An 18,061-nucleotide genomic window follows, 5' to 3' on the forward strand; every position below is an offset into this window, starting at 1 on the left:
CCCGGGGCGATTTCGGGGAAGTCATAAAACCTGGGCTTCAGGCGCTGCGTTGCCACAGCGAGTAGTAGACACGTCCGGACTTCTGCTCCCGGTGCAGACGCCAGTTGCCCGGCAGGCCGAGGGTCGACGGCGCGCTTTCGCTTTCGGTGTACACCCAGGCATCTTCGGCCAGCCACTGGCGCTCTTCGAGCAGCGTGCAGACGGCGGGCAGCAGGTTCTGGTTGAACGGCGGGTCGAGGAACACCAGGTCGTAGGCAGTCGCTGGCTGGGTTTCCAGATAGCGCAGGGCGTCGGCAGTCTGGACCTGGCCGGTGGTGCAGCGCAGCGTACCCAGATGCTCCTTGAGGCTGGACACCGCAAGGCTGCTGGCATCCAGTGCCTGGCCCATGGCTGCGCCGCGAGACAGCGCTTCGAGAAACAGCGCGCCGCTGCCGGTGAACGGATCGAGCACCTTGGCGCCCGGGACGTAGGGTGCGAGCCAGTTGAACAGGGTTTCACGCACCCGGTCCGGCGTCGGGCGCAGGCCCGGAGCGTCAGGGAAGCTCAGTTTGCGGCTGCGCCATTCGCCGCCGATGATGCGCAGCTGGTTCACGCCGTTATGCACGTTGTGGACTGGTTTTTTCGGACGAGAAGTGGCCATTAATGCTCCGGAACCCCGAGCGGCTGCTCGGCGGGTTTATCAGTAGGGGCCGGTAACGGCTTTTGCGGCACGGTCGGGCCAGCGCTGACGATGACCAGTTTGTCCGTGCTCAGGTGTTTGTTCATGGCCGCCTTGACCTGCTCGACGGTCAGGTTCTGTGACTGCTGCATGAAGTCTTCCAGGTGACTGAGCGGCAAGTTGTAGAAGCCGATCGCGCCCAGCTGGCCGACGATGTCGGCGTTGCTGGCGGTGGACAGCGGGAAGCTACCAGCCAGTTCGCGCTTGGCGTCATCGAGTTCTTTTTCGGTCGGGCCGGTCTTGAGGTAGTCGGCAAGCACATCCTGCACCAGTTTCAGGGTGCCTTCGCTCATTTCGGCGCGGGTCTGCAGATTGATCATGAACGGGCCGCGAGCCTGCATCGGGCTGAAACCCGAGTACACACCATACGCCAGGCCGCGTTTTTCGCGTACTTCGCTCATCAGTCGCGTACCGAAACCGCCACCGCCGAGGATCTGGTTGCCCATGGACAGTGCCGCGAAATCCGGATCGTCACGGTCGATGCCCAATTGTGCAAGCATCAGGTTGGTCTGCTTGGACGGGAACTCGATGTGGCCGATGCTGGCCTTGGGTTCGGCGGGTTGCTCGATCTTCGGCAGGGCCGGACCTTTGGGCAGTGCGGCGCTGACCTGCGCGGCAATGGCTTCGGCTTCGGCGCGGGACAGGTCGCCGACCAGCGCGATCACCACGTTGCCTGCGGCATAGGCTTTCTGGTGGAACGCACGCAGTTGCGCGAGGGTGACGGACGGAACGGTTTGCGCCGTGCCATCGCTGGCGTGCGCGTACGGATGATCGCCGTACAAACGGTTCATCAGCTCTAGGCTGGCGAGCTTGCCGGGGTTCTGTTTCTGGTATTCGAAGCCGGCGAGCATCTGGTTCTTGATGCGGGTGAACGAGTCGGCGGGGAAGGTCGGCTTGCCAACGACTTCGGCGAACAGCTTCAGTGCCGGTTCACGCTTGTCTGCAGCACTGAGGCTGCGCAGGGAGGCAATCGCCATGTCTTTGTAGGCACCGTTGCCGAAATCGGCACCCAGCCCTTCAAAACCCTGGGCGATGACGCTGACATCCTTGCCGGCCACGCCTTCGTTGAGCATGGCGTTGGTCAGCAGCGCCAGGCCTGGTGCGTTGCCGTCCTGACTGCTGCCGGCGGCAAAGATCAGGCGCATGTCGAACATCGGCAGCTCACGGGCTTCGACGAACAGCACCTTGGCGCCTTCGGCGGTGTTCCAGGTCTGCACGTCGAGCTTGCGGTGGCTCGGCGCCTTGCCATTGAGTTCGGTCAGTGATTGCAGCTTCTGGCTGGCCTTGGCCTTGTCCAGCGCTTCGCTGGCATTGGTCTGGTCGGTCTTGGAAAAATAGAACGCGGCGGACCCTACCAGTGCGACGGCGATCAGGCCGAGCAGGGCCAGGCGCGGTTTTTTACGCTCACTCATGAGTCGTCTCCTCCGGCAGTACATGGGCGACGCTGAGACGTTCGCGGGTGAAATACAGCTTGGCGGCGTTCTGGACATCTTGCGGTGTCACGCTTTCCAGGTCAGCGAGCTCGCTGTCCATCAGCTTCCACGACAGGCCGACGGTTTCCAGCTGGCCGATGGCCGTGGCCTGGCTGGTGATCGAGTCACGCTCGTAGACCAGCCCGGCGATGACCTGGGCCCGTACGCGTTCCAGTTCTTCGCTGGTCGGCGCGGTGGTCTTGAGTTGTTCAAGCAGCTTCCACAAACCGGCTTCGGCCTGGGCGATGGACTTGTTCTTCTGGCTGTTGGGGGTTGCCGACAGGGTGAACAGGCTGTCGCCACGGGTGTAGGCGTCGTAGCTCGACGAGCCGCCGGACAGCAGTTCTTCGCCGCGCTCCAGTTGAGTCGGGATGCGACCGCTGTAGCCGCCATCGAGCAGCGCCGAGATCAGGCGCAAGGCGTTGACCAGGCGTTTGTCTTCGGCGGTCGCGATGCTCGGCACGTTGAAGGCCAGCATCAGGCTGGGCAATTGGGTCTTCACGTGCAGGGTAATCTGGCGTTCGCCGGGCTCGGCCAGCTCCAGCGGAATCTTCGCCGCCGGCACCTCACGTTTGGCGATCGGGCCGAAGTAGCGCTGGGCCAGGGTCTTGACCTCGTCCGGCGTCACGTCGCCGACCACCACCAGCGTGGCGTTGTTCGGCACGTACCAGGATTGGTACCAGTGGCGCAGCTCTTCGACTTTCATCCGGTCCAGGTCCGCCATCCAGCCAATGGTCGGCGTGTGATAGCCGCTGGCCGGGTAAGCCATGGCCTTGAAGCGCTCGTAGGCCTTGGACATGGGTTTGTCGTCGGTGCGCAGGCGCCGTTCTTCTTTAATGACTTCGATTTCCCGGGCGAACTCGTCGGGCGGCAGACGCAGGCTGGCCATGCGGTCGGCTTCCAGTTCGAAGGCCACGCCCAGGCGGTCGCGGGCCAGGACCTGGTAGTACGCAGTGAAGTCGTCGCTGGTGAAGGCGTTCTCTTCGGCACCGAGGTCGCGCAGGATCAGCGACGCTTCGCCGGGGCCGACTTTCTCGCTGCCCTTGAACATCATGTGTTCCAGGGCATGGGACAGGCCGGTCTGGCCTGGCGTCTCGTAGCTGGAGCCAACCTTGTACCAGACCTGGGAAACCACCACCGGTGCGCGATGGTCTTCGCGCACGACGACCTTCAAGCCGTTGTCGAGGGTGAATTCGTGGGTCGGTTGCGGGTCGGCCGCCAGGGCCGAAAGGGGCAGGCAAACTGTGCTGAGCAGCAGGCCTGCGGCGCGGCGGGCTAGAGCATTCATTCGTTTTTAAACCTTTGGGGCTGCCCGCTTGGTCTTAGCGTCAGCGGGCGAGAGGGTGCTAGGATACTGATCCGTTTTAGCGGCGGCCACGCCTATCAGGCCTTTATGCTTGATCAGGTTGAATGGGTTTGCGACGGAAGGTGGATATTTATCAACTGAATTCCGCTTTTTCGCCGATATTGCTGCTTTAGTCCTATGAGAAGCCGATTCCTTGAGGCGCCGATAAGCACCTCGACAAAATGTTGCGCGTGAACAAGCTGGGTCAATCGCAGTCTGTTCTGCATCGAATTTTTATTTGCCGGGGCGCCCGTTGGCGCGTCGCTACCGTGAGATAGCCGTCCTCCATGTTTGGTTCCAACGACGACAAGAAGACCCCAGCTGCGGCTGGCGAAAAGAAAAGCCTGTTCGGATGGCTGCGCAAAAAGCCGCAGGAACCCGTCGTCGAACAGCCACAGCCACTTCCGGAGCCAACGCCCGCGCCGGTGATAGACGCCGAACCCGCGCCGGTGGTGTTGCCGATCGCCGAGCCGGTGCTGCAACCGGTTGTCGAGCCTGCACCTGAAATCGCCGCCGAACTGCCGCTGACCCCGGTCGCCGAGCCCTGGCTGACCTTGCCGGTGGCGGAAGAGCCGGTGGCGCTGGTCGAAGATGAGCTGGCGCCGCATGTTACCCCGCCGATTCCGGCGCCGACCGCGTTGACGCCGGAGTCGGTTCCGGCGCCAGTGATCGAGCCGGTCGTTGCGCCCGTCGTCGAGGCTGTGCCAACGCCCGCGGCCCCTGCGTTCGTACCGCCGGTTGCACCGGTTGCACCGATCACCCAGGCGCCAGAGCCTGCACCTGCACCTGCACCTGTTATTACGCCTGTTGTCGCGGCCCCCGTCGAAGTGCCAGTCGAGCCGGTACGCACCGAGGAATCCAAAGCCGGTTTCTTCGCTCGTCTCAAGCAAGGCCTGTCCAAGACCAGCGCCAGCATTGGCGAAGGCATGGCCAGCCTGTTCCTGGGCCGCAAAGCCATCGATGACGAACTGCTCGATGACCTCGAAACCCGCCTGCTGACCGCCGACGTGGGTGTGGAGGCCACTTCGGTGATCATCCAGCGCCTGACCCAGAAGGTCGCACGCAAGGAACTGGCCGATGCCGACGCGTTGTACAAATCCTTGCAGGCCGAGCTGGCAGCCATGCTCAAGCCCGTCGAGCAGCCGCTGAAAATCACCTCGCAGAGCAAGCCGTTCGTGATCCTGGTAGTGGGCGTCAACGGCGCCGGTAAAACCACCACCATTGGCAAGCTGGCGAAGAAACTGCAACTGGAAGGCAAGAAAGTCATGCTCGCCGCCGGCGACACCTTCCGCGCCGCCGCGGTTGAGCAATTGCAGGTCTGGGGCGAACGCAACAAGATTCCGGTCATCGCCCAGCACACCGGCGCCGACTCGGCTTCGGTGATCTTCGACGCCGTGCAGGCCGCCAAGGCCCGTGGCATCGATGTGCTGATCGCTGATACCGCCGGTCGCCTGCACACCAAAGACAACCTGATGGAAGAACTGAAAAAGGTTCGCCGGGTGATCGGCAAGCTCGATGCCGACGCGCCGCACGAAGTGTTGCTGGTACTCGATGCCGGCACTGGCCAGAACGCCATCAACCAGGCCAAACAGTTCAACCAGACCGTCGAACTGACCGGCCTGGCGCTGACCAAGCTCGACGGCACCGCCAAGGGCGGGGTGATTTTTGCCCTGGCCAAGCAGTTTGGCCTGCCGATCCGCTACATCGGCGTCGGTGAAGGCATCGACGATTTGCGCACTTTTGAAGCTGAACCCTTTGTCCAGGCACTGTTTGCCGAGCGGGAGCGTTCATGATTCGTTTCGAACAGGTCGGTAAACGCTACCCGAACGGTCACGTCGGCTTGCATGAGCTGAGCTTTCGAGTCCGTCGGGGTGAGTTTTTGTTTGTCACCGGCCATTCCGGCGCCGGCAAGAGCACCTTGTTGCGGCTGCTGCTGGCCATGGAGCGTCCGACCAGCGGCAAGCTGCTGCTGGCCGGGCAAGACCTGAGCACCATCAGCAACGCACAGATCCCGTTCCTGCGTCGGCAGATCGGCGTGGTGTTCCAGAACCACCAGTTGCTGTTCGATCGCACGGTGTTCAACAACGTCGCGCTGCCGTTGCAGATCCTCGGTCTGTCCAAGGCCGAAATCGCCAAGCGCGTGGACTCGGCCCTGGAGCGCGTGGCGCTCTCGGACAAGACCGACCTGTATCCGGGCGACTTGTCCACCGGTCAGCAACAACGCGTCGGTATTGCCCGCGCCATCGTTCACCGCCCGGCCTTGCTGCTGGCGGACGAACCGACCGGTAACCTCGACCCGCGCCTGGCGGCGGAAATCATGGGTGTCTTCGAAGACATCAACCGCCTGGGCACCAGCGTGCTGATCGCCAGCCACGACCTGGCGCTGATCGCACGTATGCGCCACCGCATGCTGACGTTGCAACGCGGCCGATTGATCGGCGATGGGGAGGCCGGCGAATGAGTGCGACACGCAGTCCAAAGGTTTCCGAGCGCGTGGCCCCCAAGGCCGCCGATCCGCAACCGAAAAAGAAAAAACACGACGACGATGACGGTCCGGACTTCGCTACGCTGTTGCGCGCCTGGATCGAAAGTCATCGCGCCAGCCTGCTGGACAGCTTGCGCCGCCTGGGCAAGCAGCCCATCGGCAGCTTTTTCACCTGCATGGTGATGGCGGTGGCCTTGAGTTTGCCCATGGGCCTGTCACTTTTGCTAAGTAACGTCGAGCGCCTGGGCGGTTCCTGGCAGCGCGCGGCGCAGATTTCCCTGTACCTGCAACTCGAAGCCAGCCCGTCTGACGGCGAGGCGCTGCGCGAACAGATCAAGGGCATGCCTGGCGTGGCCGATGCCGAATACGTCGGCCGCGAGCAGGCGCTGGAAGAGTTCCAGCAGCAGTCTGGCCTGGGCGAAGCACTCAAGGAACTGCCGGAAAACCCGCTCCCTGGCGTGGTGCTGGTGACGCCGACCGAGGTCGACAAGCCTACCCTTGAAGCATTAAGACAAAAACTTTCCGAACTGCCCAGGGTACAACAGGCGCAGCTTGATCTAGTCTGGGTCGAGCGTCTGGCAGCCATCCTCAAGCTGGGCGATCGATTTGTCTTCGGTCTGACCGTGCTCCTGGTTTCTGCATTACTTTTGGTGATAGGCAATACCATTCGTCTTCATATTGAAAACCGCCGCACAGAGATAGAAGTGATTAAACTCGTGGGCGGCACCGACAGCTATGTGCGCAGGCCCTTTCTCTATATGGGCGCGCTTTATGGTTTTGGTGCGGGGATTTTTTCCTGGGGCGTGTTGGCGTTCGGTCTGAACTGGCTGAACGATGCGGTGGTCGGGCTGGCTGGTTTGTATGGCAGTGATTTCGCACTGGCCGGTGTACCGGTTGCCGATGGTCTGTCTCTCTTGCTTGGCGCGGTGCTGTTGGGTTATATCGGTGCATGGATTGCAGTCGCACGTCATCTCAGGGAGCTGGCGCCGAAGTAGAATCTTTTTTGCGCGTGATTGACCTTGCAGTTTTTAGGGGAACTTGTCTTTCGGTTTCCGGTCAATTTTCGCAGTGCCATTGGCACGAGTATGTAAGTGGGAGGTTTTTTCGTATGACCAATTCTTTGCAGCCTGCATATGCTCTGGTCCCGGGTGCGAACCTGGAGGCCTATGTGCACACCGTCAACAGCATTCCATTGCTGACGCCGGAGCAGGAGCGTGAACTGGCCGAGAGTCTCTATTATGAGCAGGATCTTGAGGCGGCTCGGCAGATGGTGCTCGCCCACCTGCGTTTTGTCGTACATATCGCCCGTAGCTATTCCGGCTACGGCCTGGCCCAGGCTGACCTGATCCAGGAAGGTAACGTCGGCCTGATGAAGGCCGTGAAGCGCTTCAACCCGGAAATGGGCGTGCGCCTGGTGTCCTTTGCCGTGCACTGGATCAAGGCGGAAATCCACGAATTCATCCTGCGTAACTGGCGGATCGTGAAAGTCGCGACCACCAAGGCCCAGCGCAAGCTGTTCTTCAACCTGCGCAGCCAGAAAAAACGCCTGGCCTGGCTGAACAACGAGGAAGTCCACCGTGTGGCGGAAAGCCTCGGCGTCGAGCCGCGGGAAGTGCGCGAGATGGAAAGTCGCCTGACCGGTCATGACATGGCCTTCGACCCGGCGGCGGAAGCCGACGACGACAGCGCTTTCCAGTCACCGGCCAATTATCTGGAAGACCACCGGTACGACCCGGCGCGTCAACTGGAAGATGCCGACTGGAGCGACAACTCCAACCACAACCTGCACGAAGCGCTGGAAGTGCTGGACGACCGCAGCCGTGACATCCTTTACCAGCGCTGGCTGGCAGAAGAAAAGTCCACGCTGCACGACCTGGCGCAGAAGTACAACGTGTCGGCTGAGCGTATTCGTCAGCTCGAGAAGAGTGCGATGAACAAGCTCAAAATGTCGATCGCCGCGTAAGCTGCACCAAGGCAATAAAAAAAGCCCCAATCAATGATTGGGGCTTTTTTGTTTGGAGCGAGAATCCCTGGTGCGCCGCAGAGCCAATGTGGGAGCGGGCTTGCTCGCGAAGGCGTCGCGTCAGGCGCTTTAATACTGAATGACACACCGCTTTCGCGAGCAAGCCCGCTCCCAAAGGGGTTCTGCGGTGTTACTGCGCCCAAGGCGCACGACGCGAATCGTTGAGACCCACCAGATAGCTGTCCCCACCGAGCTGGCTCATCTGCTGCCGAATCCAGCCAGCGCGTCGCGCCACGTAATTGGTCGGATGGCTGGCGCTCCACACCCTGGGGTTAGGCAGCACTGCGGCCAGCAGGCTCGATTGCTGGCGGCTGAGGCCTTTCGCGCTTACGCCAAAGTGGTGCCGGGCCGCGGCTTCGGCGCCAAACACCCCGTCATCCCACTCGACGCTGTTCAGATACACCTCAAGAATCCGCTGCTTGGGCCAGAACACCTCGATCAACCCGGTAAACCAGGCTTCCAGGCCTTTGCGCAGCCAGCTGCGGCCAGACCACAGGAACAGGTTCTTCGACACTTGCTGGCTCAGGGTGCTGGCACCCCGGATCGTGCCGCCGAGCTCGTTGTGGGCCAGAGCTTTCTGGATCGCGCCGAAATCAAAGCCCCAATGCTCGGGAAATTTCTGGTCCTCACCGGCAATCACCGCGACTTTCAGGTCGTCGGAGATTTCATCCCAGGGTTTCCAGGTGCGTTGCAGGTCAATAGGCTCGCCATCGAACCAGGATTCGACCTTGCGCTCGACCATCAGCGTGGTCCCGGGCGGCGGCACCACGCGAAAAATCAGCACCAGCACGACGCTGACGCCCATGAACCAGAGTACGGCCTTGGTGAATCGACGGAAATAGATACGCAGCATAGAGATGGCTTGGCCGAACCCGTTGAGCGGGCCATTATACAGACCCTGTTGATCGAGACTGACTGGAGTTCTTCATGCTGCGTGGCTTTTTGATGCTAGCCGCTTTTTTCGGCTTCACCGGAGTCGGTCTCGGCGCGTTCGCCGCCCATGGCCTGAAAAACCGCCTGAGTGCCGAATACCTGGCGATTTTCCATACCGGCGTCACCTATCAGCTGGTGCACACCCTGGCATTGCTGGGCGTGGCGTTGCTGGCGACGCAGATTCCCGGTCGCCTGGTCACCTGGGCCGGCGCTTCCTTTGTCATCGGCATCCTGTTGTTCTCCGGCAGCCTGTACGTGCTGACGCTGACGGGTGTCAGCAAGCTCGGCATCATCACCCCATTCGGTGGCCTGGCGTTCCTGGCGGGCTGGCTCTGCCTGGGCCTTGCCGCCTGGCGCTTGCCGTTGACCGCTTGACGCTTGTTGCTGACCTTTAGGTCACGATCGGGCTAGAATGCCAGCCCCAAAAAATGATGGCGGCATTGCGCATGCGCATTCAGTTGAACGGCGAATCCTTTGAACTGCCCGACGGTGAGACCGTTGCGGCCCTGCTGACCCGTCTGGACTTGACCGGACGCCGGGTGGCGGTCGAACTCAATCTGGATATCGTCCCGCGCAGTCAGCACGCAGACACCGCGTTGAACGACGGCGACAACGTCGAAGTGGTACACGCCATCGGCGGCGGCTAGTAGTCTCGGCCGAGTGGCCACAGAATTCTGCAAGTACCTCACTCCTACAGAGGATTCCCCATGAGCATCGTTCGTAACGACAAGCCTTTCGTCCTGGCCGGTCGTACTTACCAGTCGCGTTTGCTGGTCGGTACCGGCAAGTACCGTGACATGGAAGAAACCCGCCTGGCCATCGAGGCCTCGGGTGCCGAGATCGTCACTTTCGCCGTGCGCCGTACCAACCTCGGCCAGAACGCGGGCGAACCGAACCTGCTGGATTTCCTCTCGCCGGATCGCTACACCTTCCTGCCGAACACCGCCGGTTGCTACGACGCGATCGAGGCCGTGCGCACTTGCCGTCTGGCCCGTGAGCTGCTCGATGGCCACAACCTGGTGAAGCTGGAAGTGCTGGCCGACCAGAAAACCCTGTTCCCCAACGTGATCGAAACCCTCAAGGCCGCTGAATCACTGGTCAAGGAAGGCTTCGACGTGATGGTCTACACCAGCGATGACCCGATCATTGCCCGTCAACTGGCGGAAATCGGCTGCATCGCGGTCATGCCGCTGGCCGGTCTGATCGGTTCGGGCCTGGGGATCTGCAACCCGTACAACCTGCAGATCATCCTCGAAGAAGCGAACATCCCGGTGTTGGTGGATGCTGGTGTCGGTACCGCGTCCGACGCCACCATCGCCATGGAACTGGGCTGTGATGCGGTGCTGATGAACTCGGCCATCGCCCACGCGCAGCAGCCGATCATGATGGCCGAAGCCATGCAACACGCGATCGTCGCAGGCCGCCTGGCCTATCTCGCCGGCCGCATGCCGAAAAAACTCTATGCCAGCGCCTCTTCGCCGCTGGATGGTCTGATCAAGTAAGAGCCATTGATGACTGAATCGAACGACACGCCAATCCAGACGGAAGAAGGCGACGAGCGCCAACACCGCCGCATCAAGAGTTTCGTGATGCGCGCCGGGCGCATGACCGAAGGCCAGCAACGCGGCCTGGAGCAGGGCGCGCCACTGTTCGTGCTGCCCCTGGCCGACGCGCCGGTGGATTTCGACCAGGTGTTCGGTCGCTCGGCACCGCGCTCGCTGGAAATCGGCTTCGGCATGGGCCATTCGCTGCTGGAAATGGCCGCGGCTGCGCCGGAACAGGATTTCATCGGCGTCGAGGTTCACCGTCCGGGTGTCGGCGCGCTGCTCAATGGCGTGCTGACCCAGGGTTTGACCAACCTGCGGGTCTACGATTGCGATGCCATCGAAGTGCTCAACCGCTGCGTGGCCGACAACAGCCTCGATCGCCTGATGCTGTTTTTCCCGGACCCGTGGCACAAGAGCCGTCACCACAAGCGTCGTATCGTCCAGGCTTCATTCGCCGAACTGGTGCGCAGCAAGCTGAAGGTCGGCGGCATCCTGCACATGGCGACCGACTGGGAACCGTACGCCGAGTACATGCTGGAAGTGATGAACGTGGCCCCGGGCTACCGCAACCTGGCCGAAGACGGCAAGTGCGTACCACGCCCGGCCGAGCGCCCGATCACCAAGTTCGAACGCCGCGGCGAACGTCTTGGGCATGGCGTTTGGGACCTGAAGTTCGAAAAACAGTCCTAAACCCTGTGCTGTAAACCTGTGGGAGCCAGCCTGCTGGCGATGGTGTGTCAGTCGACATCAATGTGTCTGACACACCATCGCCAGCGGGCTGGCTCCCACAGTTATTTTTGGACACGCAAAATCAGCGGCGGTCTGCTACTACGCCGATCAACACCAGCACCACCAACAACACCGGCGCCAGGCTGTAGTTGTTGAACTGGCTCAGGCCCTTGACGATCCATGGCGTGGCATAGATAAGCGCCGCTCCGCTGCCGATCATGCACAGCAGGGACATCAGCGGTACGCGCAAGGCGCCGGCGATGCTGCCCAGGCGTTGCTCGACCCAGCCTTTGAAATCCGCACCGAACAGCACGAGCAGGCAACCTACCAGGGCGAGGGCGATTTCCGAGAGGTTGCTGCGGCTCCAGCGAGAAGCGGTGGCGAGCAGGTCGAGTACCAAATCCATTCGTTTTCCCTTAAGGCTGAAATCAGCTCAGAAATTTCTGCAGCAAGTCGTTGAGGAAGAGTTGTCCGCGCTCGGTAGCCGCCAGACGTGACGGTTCGACCTGTAACAGGCCGCTTTGTTCGGCTTCGCGACGGCTTTGTGCGAGGCTTTCCAGGCTCATGCCGGTGCGTTCCGGATACAGCCGCGCCTCAACCCCGGCGGTCAGGCGCAGGGCATTCATCAGGAACTCGAACGGCATCTCGTCATTGGTCAGCGCTTTCTCGCCGGCCTGGAAGCTTTTCGTCGGATTCAGGTAGTCCTTCGGCAGGCGGGTCTTCCAGGTGCGCACGATGCGGCCGTCCGGGTGGCTCAGCTTGCCGTGGGCACCGGCACCGATGCCAATGAAGTCGCCAAAACTCCAGTAATTGAGATTGTGCCGCGCCGGGCGCCCGGGCTGGGCATAGGCCGAAACTTCGTATTGCGCGTAGCCGTGTTCGGCCAGCAGCGCCTGCCCGGCCTCCTGGATATCCCACAGGGTGTCGTCTTCCGGCAGTGTCGGTGGCTGGTTCCAGAACACGGTGTTCGGTTCCAGGGTCAGCTGATACCAGGACAGGTGGGTCGGCTTCAGGGCGATGGCCTGGCGCAGGTCACTCAGGGCGTCGTCCAGGGATTGATCGGGCAAGCCGTGCATCAAGTCCAGGTTGAAGTTGTCGAACCCCGCCTGGCGCGCCATGCCGGCAGCGCGCACGGCCTCATCGCCGTTGTGGATGCGACCCAGGGCAGTGAGCTTCTCTTGCTGGAAGCTCTGGATGCCAATGGACAGGCGATTGATGCCCAGCGCGCGGTAGGCGACGAACTTTTCCTGCTCGAACGTACCGGGGTTGGCTTCCAGGGTGATTTCGATGTCGTGGGCAAACGGGATGCGCTGTTCCACGCCTTTTAGCAGGCGCCCCAAGGCCTGGGCGCTGAACAGGCTTGGCGTGCCGCCGCCGAAGAAGATCGAGCTCAGCTCACGGCCATAGACGGCGTGCAGGTCCTGGTCGAGGTCAGCCAGCAACGCGTCGACATACTCTTCTTCCGGCAGCACGGGGCTGGCGGTGTGGGAGTTGAAGTCGCAATACGGGCATTTGCGTACGCACCACGGGATGTGGATGTACAGCGCCAGGGGCGGCAGCACCGGCAGGGCGGCCCGCGGCGATTGTGCGGCGCCGCCGAAGATCAGCGGCGACGCGGAGGATTCACGGGTCATTTCAAGCCCAGACGCTGGCGCAGCAGATCCATTGCACGGGCGCGGTGGCTGATCTGGTTCTTGTCGGCCGGGCTCAACTCGGCGCTGGAGCAATCACGCTCCGGTACCCAGAACAGCGGGTCGTAGCCAAAACCGTGTTCGCCGCTGGCCTGGGTCAGGATGCGCCCGTGCCACAGGCCTTCGCAGAGAATCGGCAGCGGATCGTCGGCGTGTCGCACCAGCGCCAGCACGCAGACGAACTGCGCGCCGCGTTCGGCTTCAGGCACGTCCTTCAACACGTCGAGCAGCTTGGCGTTGTTCGCCGCATCGCCCTTGCCATCGGCATACCGCGCCGAGTAGATGCCCGGCGCTCCGCCGAGGAAATCCACCGCCAGCCCGGAGTCGTCGGCCAGGGCCGGCAGGCCGGAAATGCGCGCGGCATTGCGGGCCTTGAGGATGGCGTTCTCGACGAACGACAGGCCGGTTTCTTCAGGCTCGACCTGGCTGAACTCGCCGATCGAGCGCAGTTGCACCGACTCGCCGAGCATGGCCTGGAGTTCCTTGAGTTTGCCGGCGTTATGGCTGGCCAGTACGAGTTGCGTGAAGTTGATCATTCGCCGGGGAAGAGCTCTTGGTTGAAGTTGATGGTGTTGATTTTGTCACCGGTCTGCACCTTGATGTCGAAGGTGCGGGTTTCCTGCTGATCCACCGGGAACTGGGCGATGTAGTAGATCGCGCCTTGTTCGGTGATCTGGCGGAAGTTCAGGTTTACACTCTGGCTGGTCAGGTCCTTGACCGTACCGCTGACCTGGGCCATCTGCGGCTTGCCTTCCTTGAGCACGGAAATGTTGATCACGCCCTGGTTCTTGCTGCGGGTGAGCTCCGCGGCCTTGGCGATGTCCGGCGTCAGGAAGGTGGAGTTGAAGGTGTTGTAGTGCACCGTCACGTCGCCGAATTTTTCCTGGCGTTCGCCCTTGATCGCATCAGCGGCCATGGCCGTGACGCTCAGGCAGGCGGTGAACAGAAGCAGCGCTAGACGACCCATGATCATTCTCCTCGAAATGTGGTGATTCAGACCGCGACCTTGTGGTCTGAAAGCCCCGGGCTGCTGACGCGGTAAATACCGATCTCACCTAACAGATTAGGCCATAGCTTACTGGCCCACCCATGCCGATGCTGTTGATCCACGGCCAGCCGATCAATGACCTTGGCTTCACGTTCGCGACACAAGGCTTCAAAGTCCGCGAAGGTGCAGAAGTGAATGTTCGGCGTGTTGTACCAGGTGTAGGGCAGGAACTCGGAAACCGGCATCCGGCCCTTGCTCGCCAGGTACCAGCGGCAGCGCCAGTGACCGAAATTGGGAAAGGTGATGATGCACTGGCGGCCGACCCGCAGCATTTCGTCGAGGATCTTGTCCGGGTAGTGCACCGCTTGCAGCGCCTGGGTCATGACCACGATGTCGAAACTGTTGCTGGCAAAGTTGCCCAGGCCCTTGTCCAGGTCCTGCTCGATGACGTTGATGCCCTTGGCCACGCACTCGGCAATGTTGTCCGCGTCGTTTTCCAGGCCGTAGCCGGTGACCTGCTTGTTGTCGCGCAGCCAGGTCAGCAGCTCGCCATCGCCGCACCCGAGGTCGAGCACGCGGCTACCGGCGGGGATCCATTCCTGGATGATTTCCAGATCAGCTCTCATGGCTATCTCACAACGTAATGCGGTTCATGTAATTGCCGAACGCCTGCAGGTAGCGCGGGATCGGAATCAGGAAGGCGTCGTGGCCCTGCGGCGCGTCGATTTCCAGGTAGCAGACGTCCTTGCGCGCGGCCATCAGCGCGTCCACCAGTTCCCGCGAGCGGGCAGGGGAAAAACGCCAGTCGGTGGTGAACGACATCACGCAGAACTTGGCGGTGGCGCCGGCGAAGGTTTTCGCCAGGTCATCGTCGAAGTTGGCCGCCGGGTCGAAGTAGTCCAGGGCCTTGGTCATCAGCAGGTAAGTGTTGGCATCGAAACGCCCGGAGAACTCTTCACCCTGATAACGCAGGTAGCTTTCGACCTGGAACTCGACGCTGTGGAAGTCGTAGTTGAGCTTCTCGCTTTTCAGGCCGCGACCGAATTTCTCACCCATGGAATCATCGGACAGGTAGGTGATGTGCCCAACCATCCGCGCCAGCATCAGCCCGCGCTTGGGGATCACGCTGTGTTCCTGGAACGAACCGCCGTGGAACTCGGGGTCGGTGAGGATCGCCTGGCGCGCCACTTCGTTGAAGGCAATGTTCTGTGCCGACAGCTTGGGTGCCGAGGCGATGGCCAGGCAATGGCGGATGCGCTCGGGGTACGTGATGCTCCATTGCATCGCCTGCATGCCACCGAGGCTGCCGCCGATCACCGCCGCAAACTGCGCGATGCCGAGGCGATCGGCCAGGCGCGCCTGGCTGTGCACCCAGTCTTCCACGGTCAATACCGGGAAGTCCGCGCCGAACGGCTTGCCGGTCTCCGGATTGATGCTGCTCGGGCCGGTAGAGCCGTTGCAGCCGCCAAGGTTGTTCAGGCTGACCACGAAGAACTTGCTGGTGTCGATGGGCTTGCCGGGTCCGATGCAGCTGTCCCACCAACCGGGTTTGCGGTCGTCGGGGCTGTGATAGCCGGCGGCATGGTGATGGCCGGACAAGGCGTGGCAGATCAGCACGGCGTTGCTCGCCGTGGCGTTCAGGGTGCCGTAGGTCTCGTAGATCAGGTCATAGGCCGCAAGCGATCGACCGCAGGCCAAGGCCAGGGCTTCGCTGAAGTGCGCCACTTGCGGCGTCACCAGACCAACAGAATCGGGGGGAAAGGCAGCTGGCATCGACCCTGCTCTCGTTGAAATGAGGCGTAAGTCTAAAGACCGGTGGGGTTAGCGGCAAGCAAAGGCCGGGCCTGATTTCATTCAGTTGTATCGAGGCGCTGCCATCGCCAGCAAGCCGGCTCCTACAAGGGATTGCGTACCCCCCCCCTGTAGGAGCCGGCTTGCTGGAGATGAACGATGACACGGTCTTAGATCAGCCCAAACAATTCCTTCGGCATCAGCGCGTAGTAAGCCAGGCGCGGAATCAGCCAGCTCTGCAGCAATTGCAGGGCGATGAAGGCGAAGATCGGCGAGATGTCGAGGCCGCCCAGGTTCGGGATGATCCGGCGGAACGGCGCGAGTACCGGCTCGGTGATCTGCTGGACCAGTTCGGCGCCCGGATTGTGGCTCCCCGGCGCGACCCAGGACAGGATCACGCTGATGATCATCGCCCAGAACAGGATCTTCAAAAACAGCGCGAAGATGCCGATCAGCGCCCAGGGTGCCAGGAACAGCACGTCGACCGAGTAACCACTGAGCAGCAGGATGACCGCGAACAGCGCCATTTGCACGATCAGGGCCAGCACCAGCGAAGACATGTCCAGGCCGAACATGCTCGGGATCACCCGGCGCAGTGGCTTGAGCAGCGGTTGCGTGGCCTTGACGGCGAATTGGCAGAGCGGGTTGTAGAAGTTCGCACGCACCAGTTGCAGGATGAAACGCAGCAACACGATCAAGAGATACAGGCTGCCCAGGGTCTGGATCACAAAAATGGCAGCGTCATTGAGTCCGAGCATTGTTGATTCCTTATTAAGTGCTGATTAGCGACCGAGTTGCTCAGCCATCTCGGCGGAGCGGTGCGCGGCGGCGCCCAGGGCTTTTTCTACCAGTGCTTCGAAGCCATTGGCCTGGAACGATTTGATCGCGGCTTCCGTGGTGCCGGCAGGCGAAGTGACGCGGCGGCGCAGTTCGGCGGCATCGACGTCACTGGACACCGCCATGTGGGCGGCGCCCAGGGCGGTCTGCAAGGTCAGTTGGGCGGCGATGTCTGCCGGCAGGCCGAGTTTGACGCCAGCGGCGGTCATGGCTTCGATCAGCAGGAAGAAGTACGCAGGGCCCGAGCCGGAAACGGCGGTGACCGCATCCAGTTGCTGTTCCTCATCCAGCCACAGGGCGACGCCGACGGCCGACAGCAGCTCCTGGGCTTGCTGGCGCTGCTCGGCGCTCACCTGGGCGGTGGCGAACAAGCCGCTCACGCCCTGGCGCAATAGCGCCGGGGTGTTGGGCATGCAGCGCACGATCGGCTGGGCGCCAAGCCAGTTGTTCATGCTGGCGCAGGTGATGCCAGCGGCGATCGACACCACCAGTTGCTCGGGTTTCAGGCTTGGGCGAATGGCTTCGCAGACGACCTTCATCGCCTGGGGTTTGACCGCGAGCACGATCACGTCCGCTCCCTGGATGGCGTCGGCGTTGTCGGCGAATACTTCGATGCCGTGTTCGGCGCTCACGCGGGCACGGGTTTCTTCGCCCGGATCGCTGGCGCGGATCTGCGCCGCTTCCAGGCCTTTGGCCCGCAGGCCGCCGATCAGGCTGGCGGCCATGTTGCCGGCACCGATAAAGGCAATACGTGTCTTGCTCATGTCAGGTCCTTATAAATGGGGTCACGGTTGACCGTAATCTCTGGCGCCAAACAGGGCCGTACCGATACGGACCCAGGTGGCGCCCTGGGCAATGGCCGACTCGAGGTCGTGGCTCATGCCCATGGAAAGTGTGTCCAGCGGCAGATTCAGGCTGGCCTGCAGGCTTTGCACGGCAGCGAAAGCGGCATCCTGGGCGGCGCGATCTTCGGTCGGCTCGGGAATCGCCATGAGCCCGCGCAACTTCAGGCGCGGCAAGGCGTTGATGGCGTTGGCCAGGGCCGGGAGGTCCGCCGGGGTGCAGCCGGATTTGCTGGCTTCACCACTGACGTTGACCTGGATGCAGATGTTCAACGGTGGCAGATCGGCAGGACGTTGTTCGGACAGGCGTTGTGCGATTTTCAGGCGATCCACGGAGTGCACCCAGGAGAAGTGCTCGGCGATTGCACGAGTCTTGTTCGATTGAATGGGGCCGATGAAGTGCCAGATCAAGGGCAGGTCGGTCAGTTCAGCCTGTTTGCCCAGGGCTTCCTGCAGGTAGTTCTCGCCAAAGTCACGCAGGCCCGCGGCATGGGCTTCACGCAGCACCTGGGCGGGTTTGGTCTTGCTCACGGCCAGCAGCTGGACGCTGTTTTCATCGCGGTGGGCGGCGAGGGCGGCGGCACGGATGCGTGAACCAACCCGTTCAATGTTGTCTGCTATCGTGGACATTCAAGAGGCGCCAGCGGTCTGAGGTTGGCG

General features: G+C 62.0%; 21 protein-coding genes. 8 read left to right on the forward strand and 13 right to left on the reverse strand.

Annotated features, from left to right (window positions below):
• Positions 1 to 37: 37 nt before the first annotated feature.
• The 3 genes from rsmD to ACYP2Q_RS10660 are packed head-to-tail and all read right to left on the reverse strand — an operon-like array spanning position 38 to position 3,478.
• On the reverse strand, positions 38 to 640 hold the full coding sequence (gene rsmD / locus ACYP2Q_RS10650; protein ID WP_459730406.1) for a 16S rRNA (guanine(966)-N(2))-methyltransferase RsmD: 603 nt from the start codon (positions 638 to 640) through the stop codon (positions 38 to 40).
• Positions 640 to 2,130 (reverse strand): M16 family metallopeptidase, encoded by a 1,491-nt coding sequence (locus ACYP2Q_RS10655; RefSeq protein WP_459730407.1) that lies wholly within the window; start codon positions 2,128 to 2,130, stop codon positions 640 to 642. The genes rsmD and ACYP2Q_RS10655 overlap by 1 nt, the downstream gene beginning before the upstream one ends.
• On the reverse strand, positions 2,123 to 3,478 hold the full coding sequence (locus ACYP2Q_RS10660; protein ID WP_459730408.1) for a M16 family metallopeptidase: 1,356 nt from the start codon (positions 3,476 to 3,478) through the stop codon (positions 2,123 to 2,125). The genes ACYP2Q_RS10655 and ACYP2Q_RS10660 overlap by 8 nt, the downstream gene beginning before the upstream one ends.
• Positions 3,479 to 3,822: 344 nt before the next feature.
• Here ACYP2Q_RS10660 and ftsY point away from each other — a divergent pair, with 344 nt between their 5' ends.
• The 4 genes from ftsY (at position 3,823) to rpoH (ending at position 7,983) form a co-directional block, all read left to right on the forward strand.
• Positions 3,823 to 5,328 carry a signal recognition particle-docking protein FtsY gene (ftsY, locus tag ACYP2Q_RS10665; RefSeq protein WP_459730409.1) on the forward strand — a complete coding sequence of 502 codons (1,506 nt, stop codon included), beginning with the start codon at positions 3,823 to 3,825 and terminating at the stop codon, positions 5,326 to 5,328.
• Positions 5,325 to 5,996 (forward strand): cell division ATP-binding protein FtsE, encoded by a 672-nt coding sequence (gene ftsE, locus ACYP2Q_RS10670; RefSeq protein ID WP_008065082.1) that lies wholly within the window; start codon positions 5,325 to 5,327, stop codon positions 5,994 to 5,996. Before ftsY ends, ftsE begins: the two co-directional genes overlap by 4 nt.
• Entirely contained in the window at positions 5,993 to 7,015 is a 1,023-nt protein-coding gene (ftsX, locus tag ACYP2Q_RS10675; protein WP_459730410.1) for a permease-like cell division protein FtsX, read from the forward strand. The genes ftsE and ftsX overlap by 4 nt, the downstream gene beginning before the upstream one ends.
• A gap of 113 nt (positions 7,016 to 7,128) precedes the next feature.
• Positions 7,129 to 7,983: an RNA polymerase sigma factor RpoH gene (gene rpoH, locus ACYP2Q_RS10680; protein ID WP_323606627.1), complete on the forward strand. Its 855-nt coding sequence runs from the start codon at positions 7,129 to 7,131 to the stop codon at positions 7,981 to 7,983.
• Positions 7,984 to 8,173: 190 nt separating this feature from the next.
• Here rpoH and mtgA read toward each other — a convergent pair whose 3' ends face one another.
• A complete protein-coding gene (mtgA, locus tag ACYP2Q_RS10685; RefSeq protein ID WP_459730411.1) occupies positions 8,174 to 8,896 on the reverse strand; it encodes a monofunctional biosynthetic peptidoglycan transglycosylase in 723 nt (240 codons plus the stop codon).
• Between the two features lie 74 nt (positions 8,897 to 8,970).
• Between mtgA and ACYP2Q_RS10690 the strand changes: the two genes are divergently transcribed.
• The 4 genes from ACYP2Q_RS10690 (at position 8,971) to trmB (ending at position 11,213) form a co-directional block, all read left to right on the forward strand.
• Positions 8,971 to 9,351, forward strand: coding sequence for a DUF423 domain-containing protein (locus tag ACYP2Q_RS10690; RefSeq protein WP_459730412.1), 381 nt, complete (start codon positions 8,971 to 8,973; stop codon positions 9,349 to 9,351).
• A 71-nt stretch (positions 9,352 to 9,422) separates the two neighbouring features.
• The gene (gene thiS / locus ACYP2Q_RS10695; protein ID WP_050562648.1) at positions 9,423 to 9,623 is read left to right on the forward strand and encodes a sulfur carrier protein ThiS; all 201 of its coding nucleotides are present in this window, start codon (positions 9,423 to 9,425) and stop codon (positions 9,621 to 9,623) included.
• Between the two features lie 60 nt (positions 9,624 to 9,683).
• Positions 9,684 to 10,478 (forward strand): thiazole synthase, encoded by a 795-nt coding sequence (locus tag ACYP2Q_RS10700; RefSeq protein ID WP_274075661.1) that lies wholly within the window; start codon positions 9,684 to 9,686, stop codon positions 10,476 to 10,478.
• Between the two features lie 9 nt (positions 10,479 to 10,487).
• Complete coding sequence (gene trmB / locus ACYP2Q_RS10705; protein WP_008065101.1) at positions 10,488 to 11,213, forward strand: tRNA (guanosine(46)-N7)-methyltransferase TrmB; 726 nt, start codon at positions 10,488 to 10,490, stop codon at positions 11,211 to 11,213.
• 121 nt (positions 11,214 to 11,334) lie between these two features.
• Here trmB and ACYP2Q_RS10710 read toward each other — a convergent pair whose 3' ends face one another.
• The 9 genes from ACYP2Q_RS10710 to ACYP2Q_RS10750 form a co-directional block, all read right to left on the reverse strand.
• Positions 11,335 to 11,658, reverse strand: coding sequence for a DUF3392 domain-containing protein (locus ACYP2Q_RS10710; protein WP_008063519.1), 324 nt, complete (start codon positions 11,656 to 11,658; stop codon positions 11,335 to 11,337).
• A gap of 22 nt (positions 11,659 to 11,680) precedes the next feature.
• Entirely contained in the window at positions 11,681 to 12,886 is a 1,206-nt protein-coding gene (gene hemW / locus ACYP2Q_RS10715; RefSeq protein WP_459730413.1) for a radical SAM family heme chaperone HemW, read from the reverse strand.
• Positions 12,883 to 13,479: an RdgB/HAM1 family non-canonical purine NTP pyrophosphatase gene (gene rdgB, locus ACYP2Q_RS10720; RefSeq protein ID WP_459730414.1), complete on the reverse strand. Its 597-nt coding sequence runs from the start codon at positions 13,477 to 13,479 to the stop codon at positions 12,883 to 12,885. Before rdgB ends, hemW begins: the two co-directional genes overlap by 4 nt.
• Positions 13,476 to 13,910 (reverse strand): DUF4426 domain-containing protein, encoded by a 435-nt coding sequence (locus tag ACYP2Q_RS10725; RefSeq protein WP_459730415.1) that lies wholly within the window; start codon positions 13,908 to 13,910, stop codon positions 13,476 to 13,478. The genes rdgB and ACYP2Q_RS10725 overlap by 4 nt, the downstream gene beginning before the upstream one ends.
• Positions 13,911 to 13,936: 26 nt before the next feature.
• Positions 13,937 to 14,557, reverse strand: a complete 621-nt coding sequence (gene metW / locus ACYP2Q_RS10730; RefSeq protein ID WP_007987819.1) for a methionine biosynthesis protein MetW — start codon at positions 14,555 to 14,557, stop codon at positions 13,937 to 13,939.
• Positions 14,558 to 14,564: 7 nt separating this feature from the next.
• Positions 14,565 to 15,704 (reverse strand): homoserine O-succinyltransferase MetX, encoded by a 1,140-nt coding sequence (gene metX / locus ACYP2Q_RS10735; RefSeq protein ID WP_459730416.1) that lies wholly within the window; start codon positions 15,702 to 15,704, stop codon positions 14,565 to 14,567.
• A 188-nt stretch (positions 15,705 to 15,892) separates the two neighbouring features.
• Positions 15,893 to 16,480, reverse strand: coding sequence for a YggT family protein (locus tag ACYP2Q_RS10740; protein WP_274075651.1), 588 nt, complete (start codon positions 16,478 to 16,480; stop codon positions 15,893 to 15,895).
• 24 nt (positions 16,481 to 16,504) lie between these two features.
• Positions 16,505 to 17,323, reverse strand: a complete 819-nt coding sequence (proC, locus tag ACYP2Q_RS10745; protein WP_459730417.1) for a pyrroline-5-carboxylate reductase — start codon at positions 17,321 to 17,323, stop codon at positions 16,505 to 16,507.
• 21 nt (positions 17,324 to 17,344) lie between these two features.
• Positions 17,345 to 18,031, reverse strand: a complete 687-nt coding sequence (locus ACYP2Q_RS10750; RefSeq protein WP_459730418.1) for a YggS family pyridoxal phosphate-dependent enzyme — start codon at positions 18,029 to 18,031, stop codon at positions 17,345 to 17,347.
• Between the last annotated feature and the right edge of the window lie 30 nt (positions 18,032 to 18,061).

This window comes from Pseudomonas sp. MHK4 (assembly GCF_054600775.1).

Coding starts and splice junctions, on each gene's coding strand:
- rsmD (WP_459730406.1), bottom strand. CDS start 640: ATGGCCACTTCTCGTCCGAAAAAACCAGTCCACAACGTGCATAACGGC.
- ACYP2Q_RS10655 (WP_459730407.1), bottom strand. CDS start 2,130: ATGAGTGAGCGTAAAAAACCGCGCCTGGCCCTGCTCGGCCTGATCGCC.
- ACYP2Q_RS10660 (WP_459730408.1), bottom strand. CDS start 3,478: ATGAATGCTCTAGCCCGCCGCGCCGCAGGCCTGCTGCTCAGCACAGTT.
- ftsY (WP_459730409.1), top strand. CDS start 3,823: ATGTTTGGTTCCAACGACGACAAGAAGACCCCAGCTGCGGCTGGCGAA.
- ftsE (WP_008065082.1), top strand. CDS start 5,325: ATGATTCGTTTCGAACAGGTCGGTAAACGCTACCCGAACGGTCACGTC.
- ftsX (WP_459730410.1), top strand. CDS start 5,993: ATGAGTGCGACACGCAGTCCAAAGGTTTCCGAGCGCGTGGCCCCCAAG.
- rpoH (WP_323606627.1), top strand. CDS start 7,129: ATGACCAATTCTTTGCAGCCTGCATATGCTCTGGTCCCGGGTGCGAAC.
- mtgA (WP_459730411.1), bottom strand. CDS start 8,896: ATGCTGCGTATCTATTTCCGTCGATTCACCAAGGCCGTACTCTGGTTC.
- ACYP2Q_RS10690 (WP_459730412.1), top strand. CDS start 8,971: ATGCTGCGTGGCTTTTTGATGCTAGCCGCTTTTTTCGGCTTCACCGGA.
- thiS (WP_050562648.1), top strand. CDS start 9,423: ATGCGCATTCAGTTGAACGGCGAATCCTTTGAACTGCCCGACGGTGAG.
- ACYP2Q_RS10700 (WP_274075661.1), top strand. CDS start 9,684: ATGAGCATCGTTCGTAACGACAAGCCTTTCGTCCTGGCCGGTCGTACT.
- trmB (WP_008065101.1), top strand. CDS start 10,488: ATGACTGAATCGAACGACACGCCAATCCAGACGGAAGAAGGCGACGAG.
- ACYP2Q_RS10710 (WP_008063519.1), bottom strand. CDS start 11,658: ATGGATTTGGTACTCGACCTGCTCGCCACCGCTTCTCGCTGGAGCCGC.
- hemW (WP_459730413.1), bottom strand. CDS start 12,886: ATGACCCGTGAATCCTCCGCGTCGCCGCTGATCTTCGGCGGCGCCGCA.
- rdgB (WP_459730414.1), bottom strand. CDS start 13,479: ATGATCAACTTCACGCAACTCGTACTGGCCAGCCATAACGCCGGCAAA.
- ACYP2Q_RS10725 (WP_459730415.1), bottom strand. CDS start 13,910: ATGGGTCGTCTAGCGCTGCTTCTGTTCACCGCCTGCCTGAGCGTCACG.
- metW (WP_007987819.1), bottom strand. CDS start 14,557: ATGAGAGCTGATCTGGAAATCATCCAGGAATGGATCCCCGCCGGTAGC.
- metX (WP_459730416.1), bottom strand. CDS start 15,704: ATGCCAGCTGCCTTTCCCCCCGATTCTGTTGGTCTGGTGACGCCGCAA.
- ACYP2Q_RS10740 (WP_274075651.1), bottom strand. CDS start 16,480: ATGCTCGGACTCAATGACGCTGCCATTTTTGTGATCCAGACCCTGGGC.
- proC (WP_459730417.1), bottom strand. CDS start 17,323: ATGAGCAAGACACGTATTGCCTTTATCGGTGCCGGCAACATGGCCGCC.
- ACYP2Q_RS10750 (WP_459730418.1), bottom strand. CDS start 18,031: ATGTCCACGATAGCAGACAACATTGAACGGGTTGGTTCACGCATCCGT.